Annotated in this window: 11 protein-coding genes; all 11 read left to right on the top strand. The window is 32.4% G+C overall.

Annotated features, from left to right (window positions below):
• The first annotated feature begins 57 nt into the window (after positions 1-57).
• The 11 genes from purD (at position 58) to ACGHJ8_RS03850 (ending at position 15,958) form a co-directional block, all read left to right on the top strand.
• Positions 58-1,314, top strand: coding sequence for a phosphoribosylamine--glycine ligase (purD, locus tag ACGHJ8_RS03800; protein ID WP_087358252.1), 1,257 nt, complete (start codon positions 58-60; stop codon positions 1,312-1,314).
• A 9-nt stretch (positions 1,315-1,323) separates the two neighbouring features.
• Positions 1,324-5,082 (top strand): phosphoribosylformylglycinamidine synthase, encoded by a 3,759-nt coding sequence (locus tag ACGHJ8_RS03805; RefSeq protein WP_390541763.1) that lies wholly within the window; start codon positions 1,324-1,326, stop codon positions 5,080-5,082.
• Positions 5,083-6,459: an adenylosuccinate lyase gene (gene purB, locus ACGHJ8_RS03810; protein ID WP_087358254.1), complete on the top strand. Its 1,377-nt coding sequence runs from the start codon at positions 5,083-5,085 to the stop codon at positions 6,457-6,459.
• Positions 6,460-6,707: 248 nt separating this feature from the next.
• Entirely contained in the window at positions 6,708-7,076 is a 369-nt protein-coding gene (locus ACGHJ8_RS03815; protein WP_211961955.1) for a hypothetical protein, read from the top strand.
• Positions 7,077-7,183: 107 nt separating this feature from the next.
• Positions 7,184-8,881, top strand: a complete 1,698-nt coding sequence (locus ACGHJ8_RS03820) for a Na/Pi cotransporter family protein (RefSeq protein WP_390541765.1) — start codon at positions 7,184-7,186, stop codon at positions 8,879-8,881.
• A 142-nt stretch (positions 8,882-9,023) separates the two neighbouring features.
• Positions 9,024-9,398: a RidA family protein gene (locus ACGHJ8_RS03825; RefSeq protein ID WP_087358257.1), complete on the top strand. Its 375-nt coding sequence runs from the start codon at positions 9,024-9,026 to the stop codon at positions 9,396-9,398.
• A 1-nt stretch (position 9,399) separates the two neighbouring features.
• Positions 9,400-9,732 carry a hypothetical protein gene (locus tag ACGHJ8_RS03830; RefSeq protein WP_211961953.1) on the top strand — a complete coding sequence of 111 codons (333 nt, stop codon included), beginning with the start codon at positions 9,400-9,402 and terminating at the stop codon, positions 9,730-9,732.
• A gap of 147 nt (positions 9,733-9,879) precedes the next feature.
• Positions 9,880-12,273 carry a diguanylate cyclase gene (locus tag ACGHJ8_RS03835; RefSeq protein ID WP_390541768.1) on the top strand — a complete coding sequence of 798 codons (2,394 nt, stop codon included), beginning with the start codon at positions 9,880-9,882 and terminating at the stop codon, positions 12,271-12,273.
• Positions 12,270-12,617 (top strand): Hpt domain-containing protein, encoded by a 348-nt coding sequence (locus ACGHJ8_RS03840; RefSeq protein ID WP_390541770.1) that lies wholly within the window; start codon positions 12,270-12,272, stop codon positions 12,615-12,617. Before ACGHJ8_RS03835 ends, ACGHJ8_RS03840 begins: the two co-directional genes overlap by 4 nt.
• Positions 12,618-12,631: 14 nt before the next feature.
• A complete protein-coding gene (locus ACGHJ8_RS03845; RefSeq protein WP_390541772.1) occupies positions 12,632-15,133 on the top strand; it encodes an ATP-binding protein in 2,502 nt (833 codons plus the stop codon).
• 186 nt (positions 15,134-15,319) lie between these two features.
• Complete coding sequence (locus ACGHJ8_RS03850) at positions 15,320-15,958, top strand: SipW-dependent-type signal peptide-containing protein (protein ID WP_390541774.1); 639 nt, start codon at positions 15,320-15,322, stop codon at positions 15,956-15,958.
• Positions 15,959-15,968 lie beyond the last annotated feature (10 nt).

Genomic DNA, 15,968 nt, shown 5'->3' on the forward strand with positions numbered 1-15,968 from the left:
TATCTATTATGATATGCCTCCTATAAGTTTATAATGAAATCATCAAAGGAGATATATATGAAAGTATTAGTGATTGGGAGTGGTGGTCGTGAACATGCGATTGCCTATGCTTTATCAAAAAGTCCTCGTGTCAGTGAGATTCATGCGATACCCGGTAATCCAGGTATTGCTAAAATTGGAACTTGTCATTCAGGAAGTGTTGAAGATTTAGATGGTATTTTAAAGTTTGTTGAAGACTATGGGATTGATTTGACAGTGATTGGACCTGAAGTGCCTTTATGTATGGGATTGGCTGATTTATTGGAAAGTCATGGTCATAAGGTTTTTGGCCCAACAAAGCAAGCAGCAACATTAGAAGGAAGTAAAGCTTTTTCCAAAGATTTTATGAAAAGACATCATATTCCTACAGCAGCTTATCAGGAAGTCAATTCTTATCAAGAAGCTATCCAAGCTTTAAATCAATTTGATTATCCGGTTGTTGTGAAAGCTGATGGTTTAGCGGCAGGGAAAGGTGTTATCATTTGTGAAGATGAAGCGACAGCCAAACAGGCATTAAAAGAGATGATGGTTGATGGTGCTTTAGATGGTGCTGGGTCAAAGGTTGTCTTAGAAGAATTTTTAACAGGTTTTGAATGTTCATTACTTTGCTTTACAGATGGTGAAACTATTGTTCCAATGGTGAGTGCTAAAGATCATAAACAGATCTATGATGGAAATAAAGGCCCTAATACAGGAGGTATGGGAACTGTATCACCTAATCCTTTCTTACCAGAAGGTATGGATGAAGTTTTCCAGAAAGATATTTTAGAACCATTTATGGCTGGATTAAAAGCTGATCATATGGATTATCGTGGGGTTGTTTTTATTGGGTTAATGATTGAAAACAAGCAACCAAAAGTGCTGGAATTTAATGTGCGTTTTGGTGATCCAGAAACACAATCCATCTTATTAAGATTAGATACAGATTTATTTGATATTATGTATGCTGTGAGTACAAAAACATTAAAAGATGTAAAAGTAAAATGGAAAGATGAACAGGTGGCTTGTCTTGTTCTAGCAAGTGCTGGATATCCTGGAAGTTATGAAAAAGGTAAAGTCATTACAGGTCTTGATCAGCTTGATGATGATATGATTGTCTTCCATGCAGGAACAGCTGTAAATGACAAGGGGGAACTTGTGACAAATGGTGGACGTGTATTAAATATTTGTGCTTTAGGTCAAACATTGGAAGAAACAAGACAAAAGGTTTATCAAGCTGCCACAATCATTGATTTTGATGGTAAATATTATCGTAAAGATATTGGATTAAATTGAGGTGAAAAGATGAGTAAAGTCTATCGTGTATATGTTGAAAAGAAAAAAGCTTATGGGGTGGAAGCTAATGAGCTATTAAATAATATTCAAACCCAATTAAAGATGTCAAATGTGACAGCTGCCAGTGTTGTTAATCGTTATGATTTACAAGGTGTGAGTGAAGATGTCTTGAAACAGGGAATTCCAACGATTTTAAGTGAACCAATGGTTGATGATGTTTATTTAGAAGATTATCCTGTTGATAGTGATGCAAAAGTATTTGCAATTGAATTTCTACCTGGTCAATATGATCAAAGAGCAGATGCCTGTGAACAATGTTTCCAAGTTTTAACAGGTGAGAAAAATGTGAAAGTCAAATGTGCAAAACTTATTGTTTTACAAGGAAACCTCACTGATCAGGATATTGAACGTATTCAAAAATATTTAATTAATCCAGTGGATCAACGTTTAGCTTCATTGGATAAACCAGAACATTTGAATGATGAAGATGTGCATATTGATCCTGTACCTGTTATTGATGGATTTATAGATATGAGTGATGATGAGTTAAAGGCATTCATTCAAGACAATGGAATGGCGATGAATGAGGATGATTTGAAAGTTACTCAAGATTATTTTAAGAATGAAGAAAAACGTAATCCTACAGAAACAGAATTAAAAGTATTGGATACTTATTGGTCTGATCATTGTCGACATACAACGTTTGCGACTATTATTACAGATTTAGATATTGAAAATGGTGCATTTAAAGAAATCTTAGAAAAAGATGTTGAAAATTATAAAACATCACGTCATCTAGTATATGGTGTCAATACTAATCGACCATTGACTTTAATGGATTTAGCAACGATTTCTATGAAAGAGTTAAGAAAAACAGGTTATTTAGATGATATGGAAGTATCAAAAGAAATCAATGCCTGTTCCGTAGAATTAACTGTTCATACCAGTGATGGTGATGAAGACTGGTTATTGATGTTTAAAAATGAAACACATAACCATCCTACAGAAATTGAACCATTTGGAGGAGCAGCGACTTGTTTAGGTGGAGCGATTCGTGATCCACTTTCAGGACGTGCCTATGTTTATCAGTCTATGCGTATTACAGGTGCTGGTGATCCAAGACAACCATTGGATGAAACCATGAAAGGAAAACTGCCTCAACGTAAAATTTGTCAGGAAGCAGCTCATGGATTTTCAAGTTATGGAAATCAGATCGGTTTAACAACAGGTTTTGTTCATGAAGTCTATGATGATGGATTCCTTGCAAAACGTATGGAACTTGGCGCTGTGGTAGCCGCCGCTCCAAAAGATCAGGTCAAACGTTTAGAACCATTAAAAGGACATATTGTTTTATTAATTGGTGGTAGAACTGGTCGTGATGGAATTGGTGGAGCAACCGGTTCATCAAAATCTCATGAGCTCAAAACGACAACGACAGCTGGAGCAGAAGTTCAAAAAGGAAATCCTGTTGAAGAAAGAAAAATTCAAAGATTATTTAGAAATCCAGAAGTTTCAAAACGTATCGTACGTTGTAATGACTTTGGTGCTGGTGGTGTCTGTGTCGCTGTCGGAGAACTGGCTGATGGACTAGATATCAATTTAGATGCTGTTTTGAAAAAATATGAAGGTTTAACAGGAACAGAATTAGCCATTTCAGAATCACAGGAACGTATGGCTATTGTCATTGATCCAAGTGATGAAGCTTTTATCAAAGCAGCCTGTGATCAAGAAAATCTGGAAGTTGTCAAAGTCGCAACAGTGACTGATCAAAATCGTTTAGTCATGACATATATGAATCAGACAGTTGTTGATTTGAGTCGTGATTTCTTAGATAAAAATGGGGCTTCTCGTTATCAAAAAGTCCATGTTGATTTACCAGACTTTGTACATACACCATTTATGGTCAAACCACAACAATCTTTTGTGGAAACATCAAAAGAAGTGTTAAGTCGTTTATCTGTATGTAGTCAAAAAGGTTTGATTGAAAGATTTGATTCATCAATTGGAAATGGAACTGTTTTATCACCATTTGGTGGAAAAACTTTAAGAACAGAAACAGAAGGTATGGCAGCCTTGATTCCTGTTTTAAATAAGGAAACAACAACATGTTCATTAATGAGTTATGGATATAATCCATTGATTTCTAAATGGTCACCATATCATGGAGCTGTTTATGCGATTGTGGAATCAATTGCGAAAATTGTCGCAATGGGTGGAAATTATCATACTATTCGTTTTTCATTCCAGGAATATTTTGAAAAACTATTAGATGTTCCAGCAAAATGGGGAAAACCATTTGCTGCATTATTGGGTGCTTATCGTGTGCAATCTGAAATGAAATTACCTTCAATTGGGGGAAAAGATTCTATGTCAGGATCATTTGAAGATATACATGTGCCACCAACACTTGTCTCTTTTGCGATTACTGGTGGAGATGTTCAAGATGTGATGACACCAGAATTAAAAGCAGCTCATCATACTTTGGTAGAAGTGATGTTACCAAAAGATCAATATCATATTTATGATTTTGATGTTTTAAAAGCACAATATGATGGTATCATGCAATTGATGAAAGAGAAAAAAGTATATAGTGCCTATACAGTGAAAGATGGTGGTGTCATTGAAGCTGTTTATAAAATGGCATTTGGAAATGCTGTAGGGGTTCAATTTAATAATGATTTAGAATTAGATTCATTGATTCAAAAAGATTATGGACATATTATCTTAGAAGTTGAAAATGATGAAGTAGTGACATTACCACATACAAGAATCATTGGACATACAATAAAAGATTCTGTTATGATATATCGTGATGAAACTTTATCATTAGATGAAGCTTATCAAGTCTATGAATCTGTTTTAGATGATGTTTATCCAACAACAGAAAAAGCACCAACTCAAGATATCATTGTGAAAGATTGTCATCAAAGAAGTGAATTAAAAGCCAAACAAACATATGATGAAGTCAAAGTTGTGATTCCTGTTTTTCCAGGTACAAACTGTGAATATGATTCAAAACGTGCTTTTGAACGTGCTGGAGCGACTGTTCAGCTTGTCTTAATGCGTAATAAGACAGCCAAAGAAATGAAAGATTCTGTAGATGAATTAGAAGCAGCTATCAGACAATCACAAATCATGATGTTGCCGGGTGGATTTAGTGCCGGTGATGAACCAGAAGGTTCTGGTAAGTTTATTGCAACGGTATTAAGAAGTCCACAGTTAAAAGAAGCGATTGATGATTTATTAGACAATCGTGATGGTTTGATGATTGGTATCTGTAATGGATTCCAGGCTTTAATTAAACTAGGATTATTGCCTTATGGTCATATTAAAGATATGGATGAAAATGATCCAACATTAACATTTAATACAATTGGTCGTCACTTATCTCAAATGGTAGATACAAGAATTGCTTCTGTGAAATCACCATGGCTTGCAGGTGTAAACGTTGGTGATATTCATACGGTTCCTATTTCTCATGGGGAAGGTCGCTTTGTGGCACCAAAAGCAGTGATTGAAGAACTCTTTGAAAATGGACAAGTCTTTAGTCAATATGTTGATTCTCATCATCAACCAACAATGGTTTCACCATATAATCCTAATGGTTCTATGATGGCTATTGAAGGTATTATTTCACGTGATGGACGTGTTTTAGGTAAGATGGCACATAGTGAACGTCAAGGAGAAAATAGAAATAAGAATATTTATGGTGAAATGGATCAGAAATTATTTGAAGCTGGTGTAAATTATTTTAAAGGTGGTAAATAAATGGAAAGACAAGTTTTTGAAAGTATGACACTTTGTCCAATAGATGGACGTTATGCAGGGATTAAAGATGCTTTGGCTCCTTATTTTAGTGAATATGCTTTAGTCAAATATCGTGTATTTGTTGAAATTCAATGGTTGAAATTTTTAATTGAAAATATTGATAATGACATCTTAAAGAGATTTGATCAATCAAAGATGAATCAAATTGAAGCCATTGCCAATGATTTTGATGAAGCAGCTTTTGCGAAGATTAAAGAGATTGAAGCCACAACACGTCATGATGTCAAAGCTGTAGAATATTATATTGGTAATACTTTAAAAGAGATGGGATATGATTATTTAATCAGCTTTGTGCATATTGGATGTACTTCAGAAGATATTAACAATACATCTTATGCTTGTATGATCAAACATGGTTTAAAAGATGTCTGGTTAAAAAAAGCGAATGAAGTTGTAGATGCAATGAATAAATGGGCAAGTGAACATAGTGATGATGCTATGCTTGCGCATACACATGGTCAACCTGCCACACCAACAACAATTGGTAAGGAATTTAAAGTTTATGCTTATCGTTTTGCTTCTAGTATTGAAAACGTTGAAAATATTCAAATCAAAGCCAAATTCAATGGTGCAACAGGAAATTATAGTGCGATTTTAACAGCTTTCCCTAATATAGATTGGCCTTCTATGGCTAAAAGATTTGTTGAAGAATATTTAGGTTTAACTTTCAATCCATTCACAACACAAATTGAAAGTCATGATTATACATGTCATATTTTAGATGGTATTCGTCATTTTAATAATGTGTTAATGGATTTAGATGTGGATATGTGGTTATATATTTCTATGGAATACTTTAAACAGATTCCGGTTCAAGGAGAAGTTGGAAGTAGTACAATGCCTCATAAAGTCAATCCAATTCGTTTTGAAAATAGTGAGGCGAATGCGGATATGTCTAATCATATTTGTGTTGCATTGTCTAACAAATTACCTAAATCTCGTATGCAAAGAGATTTATCTGATTCTTCAAGTCAAAGAAATTTAGGATTAGCCTTTGGTTATTCTTTACAGGCTATGAATGAAACATTAAATGGACTTGCAAAATGTGTTGTTAATAAAGAAAAATTAGCAGCTGATCTCAATGAAAAATGGGAAGTTTTAGCTGAACCTATTCAAACAATGTTGAGAAAATATGGTGTCCCAGATGCTTATGATACTTTAAAAGCTCTAACAAGAGGAAAGAGTATTTCTAAAGAAGATATTTTGAAATTTGCGGAAAGTTTAGATGTTTTATCTGATGAAGATCGTGAAACTTTAGTGAATATGACACCTGCTTCTTATATTGGAAAAGCAAGTGAATTGGCAAAAATGAAATAGTTTAACAAGGGTAATGAATTGATTTTCATTATCCTTTTTAGAACTTGTCTATGAAATTTGTATAAGATGCCAAATACGGAAGTAAAACAATGCCAAACAGGGAAGTAAAATGAAGCCAAATACGGAAGTCATATTTATTTTATGAGATTTAAAATCAATAATTGTATTTATTTGTTTTTGAATATTGAAATAAAAAGGTTGTCTAATGTGTGTAGTGGAGTACAATAAAAGATAAGGAGATGGTTAAGATGTATCGTATTTATCATACAGGGTTACCTAAAGAACAGTTAAAGAAGATTAAAAATAGAGAATACACACATGATGAGATTGAATATTTATATCAATGGATTTATCGTCATTATCAGGCAAAGCAAAGAGCATGGATCATAGCTATAATTATGGTGAGTGTGATTTTGATTGTTGTGGGATTACTGGGGTTATTAAAAGTGGATGAAAAGATCATGCTCATCTATTTAGGAGCGATGCTGGTAACGACTCTTATGTGTGTTTTGATCTGTATTTATGTGAAAATCAATATGGTGAATAAGGATATCAAACAATTTCAAAAGGCTTTGAGTGTTGGTTATCCAGAGCTTTATGAGAGAATCATTTCATAATTTCATTGTCAAAAAATGTATATAAAATGTTAAGATTATGTTAAGAATGTTTACATTAAGTTAGGAATGTGTTAAGTTTTTATTGTGTATAAGCGAGGAGGGACATGATGGAACTGACGAACATATTCTCTTTACTTGGGGGATTAGCTCTATTCCTTTATGGGATGACAATGATGTCAAATGGTTTAGAGCTGGCTGCCGGGAATAAGATGAAGTCAATTTTGGAAAAATTGACAACAAATCGTTTTTTAGGAGTTGGAGTAGGAGCTTTAATTACAGCGATTATTCAATCATCTTCAGCAACAACAGTCATGGTTGTAGGATTTGTGAATGCAGGATTGATGCAATTAACAAATGCTGTATGGGTGATTATGGGAGCTAATATTGGAACAACCATTACAGGGCAGCTGATTGCCTTAGATATTACAGCATTAGCACCGATTATTGCTTTTGTTGGGGTTGTTTTGATAGCATTCTTTAAAAGCAAGAAACTTGATGCTTTTGGAGAAATCATTGCTGGTTTAGGTATTTTATTTATGGGGATGGAAATGATGTCTACAGCAATGATTCCATTAAGAGAATCAACAGAATTTGCTAATATTGTTGCAAACTTCCAGAACCCATTGATTGGTATTCTTGTGGGGGCAGTCTTTACAGCAATCATTCAATCATCTTCAGCATCAGTTGGTATTTTACAGGCTTTAGCGATGAGTGGCGTTGTCACACTCCCATCAGCAATCTATGTTTTATTTGGACAAAACATTGGAACATGTATCACAGCTGTATTGGCATCTATTGGAACAAATAGAAATGCCAAACGTACAACAATCATTCATTTATCATTTAATATCATTGGAACAATTATTTTTGTGATTGTTAGTATGTTGACACCATTTGCATCGTTTATGGCATCATTGACACCTACCAATCCAGCGGCTCAAATTGCCAATGTACATACTTTATTCAATATTGTGACAACAATTATCTTGTTGCCAATTGGAACAAAATTAGTAGATTTATCATTTATTATCTTACCAGAAAAACCAGAACTGGAAGGAAAGATGCAGTTGAAATATCTGGATTTTGGTATCTTTACAAATGATTATCATATTGGGACAAGTGCAATAGCGAATACACAATTATTCAATGAAACACAAAACATGTTGGATGTAGCAATTGATAATGTCAGAAAATCATTTGAATTATTGATAGATTTCAATGAAGATAAATATGAAAAGCTACAGAATAATGAGGAATATATTAATTTTCTTAATAAGAATATTGTAGAATTTACAACCAGTGCGATTTCAACAGAATTTCCAATAGAAGGGTCACAGACAATAGGATTATTCTTAAAAATATCAGCAGATATTGAAAGAATCGGAGATCATGCGATGAACATTGCTCAAAGAGCAGAAAGATTGTATAAGGAAAATAAGCATTTCTCACATGAAGCGATGGATGAAATTGGAATTATGAGTAGTTTGTGTGTGAATATACTTGATGAGTTAAAGATTATGAACTATGATGAGTTCAGTGGAATTGTAGATAAGGTTGATGTGATAGAAGAAAATATAGATAAGACACATCATCAGTTTTCAGTAAATCAGTTAAGCCGATTAAAGGATAAAAGATGTACAACAGAGAATAGTGTTGTGTATACAAAGATTTTAACAGACTTTGAAAGAATAGGGGATCATGGATTAAATATAGCCAAAGGTTTCTATAAGGCCAGAGAAGCCATGAAAGCGATGAAAATGGTAAAACCAGAAATGATTGAAGAAGTCAATAGTGAAAATGCTTAAGAACTTTATGTAAGAACATAAAGTTCTTTTTTTGATAATACTGAAAATGTATATGGGCATCACAACAATATTTGATATAAACAGTAGTTTATAAAATAAAAGTTTGGTATAATATTTTAATAAAAATAAGGAGGTTGTGATAATGAAAAAAGTTGTAGAAACAAAAAAAGCACCGGGTGCTATTGGACCATATAGTCAAGGAATTGATATTGGTAATCTCATTTTCTTTTCTGGACAAATTCCTTTGAATCCAGAAACAGGTGAAATGCCAGAAGGAATTGAAGCACAGACAAAACAAGCTTTAGAAAATGTCAAAGGACTGTTAGAAAGTCAAGGGTTAGATTTTTCTCATGTTGTGAAAACAACTGTCTTTTTAGACAATATGGATGATTTTAATACTGTCAATAGCATCTATGCTCAATATTTTGTAGAGCCATATCCTGCCAGAAGTGCTGTTGAAGTAGGACGTTTACCTAAAGGTGCACTTATAGAAGTAGAGATTATTGCTTGTAAATAAGATGGTGATCTTAGTAGAAAGATTCCAGCATTATATACGTGTTTATTATGATGATGGACATACTGAGGTCTTGTTTGAAGATATTCAAAGCTATCTTCAACAAAAAAGAATTAAAAAGGGATACAAGAATGCTATTGTATTACATGAAAACTGGTTATATCCAACAATGAATCAGAAGGATTTTTCTTGTCATTGGGTGAATTTAAAATATTTACATCATCAAAATAAGTATTGTCAGAATTTACTTCATGATAAGAGTTTATATCAAAAAGCCAGAATCATGTATATAAAACAAATCCAAAAAGAAATAAATATCGATTGTATTAAAGAATGAAAGAAAACTTTCATTCTTTTTTGGCGTTATAAGATTCATTTTGTTTGACGACAATAGAAAGTGTCGATATGATAGGAAATGAAAGACTTTATAAAGGTCTAAAATTCATATATAATGAAAGAAATAAAATGAAATGAGTGGACAGATATGAAAGATAAAATATTAATTGTTGATGATTCTCAAATGAATAGAGAATTTTTAAAAGAAATTTTATGTCATGATTATGATATTATTCTAGCAGAAAATGGAGTTGAAGCCATTTCTTTGATGAAAAACCATCTTTCATCATTATCTTTAATATTACTGGATTTAATAATGCCAGAAATGGATGGTTTTGAAGTCTTAACTTATATGAATAAGTATCAATGGATACATGATATACCTGTAATGATTATTTCATCAGAAAATTCTGGAAAATATATTGGACGTGTTTATGATTTAGGGGCAAGTGATTTTATCAGTCGACCTTTTAATGTGAATATTGTTCAAAAACGTGTATCTAATATTATATCTCTTTATTCTAAACAACGTCGTTTAAAGGATATTGTGACTGAACAGGTTTATGAAAAAGAAAGTCGTAGTAATCTCATGATTTCTGTATTAAGTCATATTGTTGAATTTAGAAATGGAGAAAGTGGATTACATATCATTCATATCAATATGATTACAGAAAAATTATTGTATGCTTTGTTAAGAAAAGATCCTACATGTTCTTTGACATCACAAGATATTTCATTGATCACAATGGCATCTTCACTACATGATATTGGTAAGATATCTATTTCAGATAAGATTTTAAATAAACCAGGACGTTTAACACCGGAAGAATTTACAATTATGAAAACACATGCATCTATTGGTGGTGATATTATTCGAGGTTTACAATGGGATCAAAATGATCCATTACTTAAAGTGGCTTATGAAATATGTCGTTGGCACCATGAAAGATGGGATGGCAGGGGTTATCCTGATGGATTAAAGGGAGATGAGATTCCTTTATCAGCACAAGTTGTTTCTCTTGCTGATGTTTATGATGCTTTAACAAGTGACAGATGTTATAAGAAGGCTATTCCTCATAAAAAAGCAATACAGATGATTATGAATGGGGAATGTGGTCAATTTCAACCTATGTTATTAGAATGTTTGCTTGATATTGAAGATGAACTTCTAGATATTTCACTTGCATCTGATGAAATGATGGGAATGCCAAAAACATGGCAGACACAAAAAGTTGTTCAGGAATTAGGACAATATGATGATTTGACTGTGACCAGACAAGTTTTAGATCAGTTGGATATTGAAAAAATCAAATCTCAGTTTTTCTTTGATAAACAGGAACAATTAGCATTTATTTATAATGAAACACTAGACATTATGTATTTATCACATAATGCCGCTAAACGCTTAGAACTTCCTGAAACGATAATGAGTCCAATGGAAAGAGATGATCAAGATCGTTTAAAAATAAGATTAACAAAATTAAGTCATAAAGCAAAAGAAACATCTATAGAAAATCCATTTTTTGAATATGAATTTGTTTTTGATATAGATGGAAAAGCTTCTTTGTGTCATTTCCAATGTTGCGCTATCTGGTTAGGTGTTAAAGATTCACGCTTTATAGGTTTTATGGGATTTTTAGATAAGGAACAATTATTTGAGGATGAACATCCTCAAGAAATCTCTTGTTTTAAGCAAGTCCAATTTCAAACATTATTACGTGAATTTGATAAGATTTTTGATAAGATCATTCTTATTGATGTCCTACTAGGAAAATCTGTGAAGATCACATCATCTATCATTGACCATATGTCGTTTTTACAACATGATACTTTGTGGAAACACCATGATATGTCAGTCGAAAGTGCTTGTGTACAGGCTTTTAGACATCGTTCTAAAATTGTTCATTTTGATTATCAGCCTCAGCGTATTTATTATGCAATCAGTCAATATGTAGAAGTAGAAGGACATGGATATGTTCTAGAATATAAATTAAAAATGCATGATGATATTTTTAAAAATGATAAACAGTACCAAAATATATTGAAAACATTGAATTATATGCAGGAAAGTATGTATTTAGATGGATTGACAGAAGTTTATAATCGTCGTTATTTGGAAGATGAAATGTTTCAAAAAGAAGATATAACGGCTTTAGCTATGGTTGATTTGGATCGTTTTAAAGAAGTGAATGATCAGTTTGGACATTTGGCAGGAGATAAAGTATTACAAAAAGTGGCACATATTTTAAAGAGAAATGTACGTGATAAGGATGAGGTGATTCGTTATGGTGGAGATGAATTTATTATTTTATTCCATCAAATGCCAGAAAGTATTCTTAATGAAAGATTGAATGATATTCGTCATGAAGTAGAAAATCTTGGTATTCAGGATTATCCTCATTTAAAAGTCACATGTACAATAGGATGTGCCTGTGGCACATATCAACAATCATTATTAAAACAGGCGGATAAGATGATGTATCAGGCGAAAATTCATCGTAACAGTGTTAAAATTCATTATGGAAAGGAAGAAAAATCATGACAATTCAAACATTTTATGAAGTTATTGGAGAAGATTATGAAGATGTTTTCAATCGTTTTATGATGGAAAGTCTGGTTGTGAAATTTGTGAAGAGGTTTATTGAAGATCCAACCTTTGATATGTTAGAGCAGTCATTGGAAAATCATGATGTTCAAGAAGCTATAAGAGCCAGCCATACTTTCAAGGGAATCTGTGATAATATGGGTTTTGTGAAATTAAAAAACCAAAGTGAAAAGATGACAGAATTATTAAAAGCAGGTGCTTTTCAAGAAGTTAAAAAGCTTTTACCAGCTTTCAAACAGGAATATCAATGGATTATTGAAAATGCTCAAAAATTGTTATAAAAGAGGTGGGAGTTTTGCGTAAAAATCAATCAACTCTATCGATTATCATGAGTTCTTTAACATTATTGATCGTCATAGCCATTATAACAATTTCAGTTTTTCTGGTGAGAAATAAGTTATTAAAAAATGCTCAAGATATGGGAATGGCACTTGTCCAAAGTTATGCTATGGAAGAAGAAACAACGATTACGATGTTTAAAGATTTTTTAGATATGGGATCACAATATGTTAATGAATTGAGTGAAAAGAAAAATAGTGAACAAACAATTCAATTGTGGATGAAAGATTATTTTAGTAAATTGACACATATTTTGGGAGAAAAGATTGTTGATCCTTATGCGGTTATTGATGACAAAATCATTGCTCAAAATGCATGGGCAGGTGATCAGACTTATCGTTATCAAGATACGAGATGGTATCAACAGACTCTTGAAAATCCGGGCCAAATTATGTTTACAGATGCTTATCAAGATGTCATTACAAATGAAACGATTATTACAGCAAGTATTGCTTTAGAAAATGAAGGTGATGTTCTGGCAATGGATATCTACCCTTCTAAAATTGTTGCTGATCAAAAGAAGATTCAAAGTGCTTATCAAAATAGTTTCTTTTATATGAGTGATTCTAAAGGACAACTGATTTATGCTTTAACACCTTATGAAATGGAGCAATCACAATTACAGGAGTATAATCATGATTTATTTACCAGCATTCAAAAAGGAGAATATGCACATTATGATGATTATTATGTCAATCAAGAAGGAAAGCAGATAGGTGTTTATTATTATCAGATGGATAATGGCTGGATAGCCATTATGACCATTCCTTTTCAAGATTTATTAATGGATGAAAGCAATTTCCTTATTTATATTTTAGTGGTGACAGGAATCATTTTTATTATCATTTTATTCATTATGATTATTAAAAATGTAAGACAATTAAGAAAGATTCGTCGTTTTGATCAAATCATTCAAATCTTATCAGAATCCTATTATGCTATGTATCGTATCCATATCCATAATGGAACATATGAAGTGATTAAAACATCACCAGCATATCAGCTTGATTTGCCTAAAACAGGACCTTATCAACAATTATTAAAAACCGTTCGGACTGTTGTAGAACAAGGAGCTTTTCAAGAGTTTTCAATGTGTTTTTCTTTAGAAAGTATTCGAGGACGTGTACAAGAAGGAATCAGTGATTATGGTGGGGATTTTAAAAGACGTTTTGAAGATGATTATCGTTGGGTGAATGTCAGAACATTATATAATCAAAAAATATCAAGGGATGAAGTGATTCTTTGTTTTAAGGATGTGGATGTGGAAAAACGTCAAGAATTAGGACATATGCTTTTATTACAAAGAACATTGGAAACAAATAAAAAGAATATTGAAGCCAAAACAGCTTTCTTTAATCATATGAGTCATGATATGAGAACACCTCTAAATGCCATTATTGGTTTTTCTAAATTGGCTTTAAAACATCTTGATGAATCAGATAAGATCAAAGATTATTTAAAGAAAATCAGTTATTCTGGAAATCAATTATTAGCATTGATCAATGATATATTAGAATTATCAAAGATGGAAGCAGGACAAAGACATTTAGATTATAAGACTTTTGATATAGAAAAAGCGATTCATGAAACATGGGGATTGTTTGAAGAACGTATGATTGAAGAAAAGAAAGTATTTCAATTACATATAGATATACAAAATACAATGGTTATAGGTGATGAATTTAAGATTCATCAGATATTAAATAATTTATTATCGAATGCTGTAAAATATAGTGAAAGTGGTGATCAAATTACATTAGATGTAAAAGAGATGATTTATCAAAATCATCATAAAATACAGTTTGTTGTTGAAGATACGGGAATAGGTATGTCACAACCATTTTTGGAACATCTTTTTGAACCTTATGCCAGAGAAACACATTTTAGTGTGAAGTCAACAATAGGAACAGGGTTAGGAATGCCGATTGTCAAAAGTCTGGTGGAACAGATGAGTGGTGAAATCACTGTAGAAAGTGAACTAGGGAAAGGAACAAAGTTTACAGTGATGATTCCTTTTGAGATTGTTCAAAAACAAGAGGACATTCCAGTTTCTAAAAGTGATGTATCCCTTCTTAAAGGGAAACGTGTTTTGCTGGTAGAAGATAATGATTTAAATATGGAGATTGCCAGTGAAATGTTGAAAATGAATGATATGGAAGTCATCACTGCCAAAAATGGGCAGGAAGCTCTCCATGTGTTTGAAACATCACCACTCTTTTCCATTGATATGATTTTAATGGATATGCAGATGCCTGTGATGGATGGCTGTCAGGCAACAGAAATGATTCGTCAGCTAGATCGTCCCGATGCAAAAACTGTCATGATTATTGCTTTAACGGCTAATGCTTTTTCAGAGGATGTTTCTAAAGCTTTAAGAGTAGGGATGAATGCGCATGTATCAAAACCTATTCGTATGAAAGTCTTAAATCAGGTGATGAGTGATTTATTATCGAAGTAAATAATATTGATGAATTATATATTTTATTAAAAAAGGATGTCTTAATGGCATTCTTTTTTAAGTAATAGATTTTTTGTGAAAATTATTAAAAAAAAATTTCTATGTGACTTATGTGTGACAGAGAATGATTATAATGTGGATATACAGTTAGAGTGTAAAAAAATATAAATAAGAGGTGGAGTAGCTATGAAAAAGAAAATTGGACTTATGTCAATAGCAATTGGTCTTTTGGTTGTTTCAATTATTGGTGGCTCAATTGCATATTTTAGAGCGGATACTGATGCGAAAAATCAGATTACAGCTGGAAACTTAGGAGTTGAGCTTCGCTTAGAAGATGTAGACAATCTTGAAAACATAATAAATAATGGATTAGAAGTTTCTGGTGGATTACCTGGAGATGTTTATGATTATCCATTATATGCATATAATGATGGAGATTTTGATTCTTATATCCGTATTACATTAACAAAATATTGGGAAAATCAAAATGGAAAAAAGAATTTTGATGCTGATGCATCAAAAATATTACTGGGATTAAATAAAAATGATTGGATTGTTGATGAAAGTGATAATAATGGGGAGGTTGTTTACTGTTATTATAGAAAGCCTGTATCAGTAAATGGGTCAACAAGCCATGTTGTCGATCATATACAGATTGCTAATCTCACAAATGAAGACCAGAACTTATATTCAACGTTACAAGTGAAAGTTGATGTTGAAGTGGATGCTATCCAAAAAGTAGCTGCTCAGGATGCGATGTTAGCTGAGTGGGGATTGGATGTTTCATTTGATAATACTGGAATGATTCAAGAAATTGTTGAATAGAAAGGGGGAT

Source organism: Massiliimicrobium timonense (assembly GCF_042850985.1).
Lineage (GTDB): Bacteria > Bacillota_I > Bacilli_A > Erysipelotrichales > Coprobacillaceae > Allocoprobacillus.

Coding starts and splice junctions, on each gene's coding strand:
- ACGHJ8_RS03825 (WP_087358257.1), top strand. CDS start 9,024: ATGAAAAAAGTTGTAGAAACAAAAAAAGCACCGGGTGCTATTGGACCA.
- ACGHJ8_RS03815 (WP_211961955.1), top strand. CDS start 6,708: ATGTATCGTATTTATCATACAGGGTTACCTAAAGAACAGTTAAAGAAG.
- ACGHJ8_RS03805 (WP_390541763.1), top strand. CDS start 1,324: ATGAGTAAAGTCTATCGTGTATATGTTGAAAAGAAAAAAGCTTATGGG.
- ACGHJ8_RS03840 (WP_390541770.1), top strand. CDS start 12,270: ATGACAATTCAAACATTTTATGAAGTTATTGGAGAAGATTATGAAGAT.
- ACGHJ8_RS03820 (WP_390541765.1), top strand. CDS start 7,184: ATGGAACTGACGAACATATTCTCTTTACTTGGGGGATTAGCTCTATTC.
- ACGHJ8_RS03830 (WP_211961953.1), top strand. CDS start 9,400: ATGGTGATCTTAGTAGAAAGATTCCAGCATTATATACGTGTTTATTAT.
- purB (WP_087358254.1), top strand. CDS start 5,083: ATGGAAAGACAAGTTTTTGAAAGTATGACACTTTGTCCAATAGATGGA.
- ACGHJ8_RS03850 (WP_390541774.1), top strand. CDS start 15,320: ATGAAAAAGAAAATTGGACTTATGTCAATAGCAATTGGTCTTTTGGTT.
- ACGHJ8_RS03835 (WP_390541768.1), top strand. CDS start 9,880: ATGAAAGATAAAATATTAATTGTTGATGATTCTCAAATGAATAGAGAA.
- purD (WP_087358252.1), top strand. CDS start 58: ATGAAAGTATTAGTGATTGGGAGTGGTGGTCGTGAACATGCGATTGCC.